Source organism: Flavobacterium saliperosum (assembly GCF_900100625.1).
In the GTDB taxonomy this organism is placed as follows: domain Bacteria; phylum Bacteroidota; class Bacteroidia; order Flavobacteriales; family Flavobacteriaceae; genus Flavobacterium; species Flavobacterium saliperosum.
In genome coordinates this window covers 1-1,340 of record NZ_FMTY01000024.1, presented here as the reverse complement: position 1 = coordinate 1,340, position 1,340 = coordinate 1, and the positions used below count along the sequence as shown (strand labels likewise).

2 protein-coding genes are annotated in these 1,340 nt (G+C 34.5%); both read left to right on the top strand.

All coding sequences use genetic code 11. The features are described from left to right. Nucleotides 1–51 precede the first annotated feature (51 nt). Nucleotides 52–444: a helix-turn-helix domain-containing protein gene (locus tag BLQ05_RS13615; protein ID WP_023577708.1), complete on the top strand. Its 393-nt coding sequence runs from the start codon at nucleotides 52–54 to the stop codon at nucleotides 442–444. After that, the gene (locus BLQ05_RS13610; protein WP_035655133.1) at nucleotides 441–1,298 is read left to right on the top strand and encodes an IS3 family transposase; all 858 of its coding nucleotides are present in this window, start codon (nucleotides 441–443) and stop codon (nucleotides 1,296–1,298) included. Before BLQ05_RS13615 ends, BLQ05_RS13610 begins: the two co-directional genes overlap by 4 nt. Nucleotides 1,299–1,340 lie beyond the last annotated feature (42 nt).

Here is a 1,340-nt window from a genome sequence, read left to right as displayed (position 1 = left end):
TGTAAAATCCTAAAATAGGTTGACAAAAAATTAAACAACATTTGTCAAACTATGGAACAAACAGAAAATCAACCCTGCCAAAAAAAAGAGTATCAAAAAATCAGTTTTGAACTCAAATTACAGATTGTCGAAAAAGTAACGAATGGTCAAATATCCATTAATCATGCTGCAAAAAAGTATGAAGTATCGCGTTCAGCTATTGATTATTGGATTCGTAAATTTGCTACCTTTAAACAAAAATCTACAGGCATGAGTAAAGACGACGAAATCAAAAAACTAAAAGACCGTATCGAAGCATTGGAATTCATCAAAGACTTTCAACAGGACATGATTGCTGATTTCGAACTCATTACAGGCAAAGAACTCGCAAAAAAGTATTTACCCAAAGACATAGCCAAAGAGATCGAGAAAAAGAAAAGAGACATTTTAAAAGGCAATGGATAGCCGAAGTCTTTGGGATATCTCGTCAAGGCTTTTACAAGAAACTAAACCGCTTGAAACAAGACGAGAAGGCTCAGAATATCATCATTGAAAAAGTAAAACAGGAACGCAAATTACAACCACACTATGGAGGTAAAAAGCTTTATAAAGACCTGCAATCTTTCTTTGTAGAGAATCAGATTAAAATCGGAAGAGATGCTTTTCTAAAGTTACTGAAATGGAATAACTTACAGATTAAAAAAAGCAAAAACTTCCATACCACGACCAATTCAAAACACCGGTTCTTTAGGAATCCGAACCGATTAAATGACTTAGTTATAACAAGAAGTGAACAGGTTTGGGTAAGCGACATAACCTATATCAAAATACAGGAAAACCACGCCTATCTGGCTCTGGTAACCGATGCCTATTCCAAGAAAATAATGGGCTATAAAATTGCAAATCACATGAGAACCGAATTAGTTCTGGACGCTTTAAAAATGGCTTTAAAAAACAAAAAACACCACAACAGAGAGCTCATACATCACAGCGACAGAGGCATACAATATTGCAGTCCAGAGTTTACTCAATTTGCAGAAAACAACGGAATTAAACTCAGTAATACACAAAACTCAGACCCGTATGAAAACGCAATTGCAGAGAGAATTAACCGTACAATCAAATACGAATACGGGCTAAAACAAAACATACCTGATCTAAAAACAGCCGAGAAAATGGTCGAAAAAGCAGTAGAATTATATAACAACAGACGTTTACACTTAAGCTTAAACTACCAAACCCCTGCCCTGGTGCATTTATCGGAAAACGTAATTTATAAGTCGTACAAATCAAATAAGAAAAAACGTATATTAGCCTAAATTTATAACCTGAATATTTGTCAACTATTTTAGGACAATACA

Excerpts from the sequence above, each read along its gene's own strand:
- BLQ05_RS13615 (WP_023577708.1), top strand. The coding sequence starts at position 52 with ATGGAACAAACAGAAAATCAACCCTGCCAAAAAAAAGAGTATCAAAAA.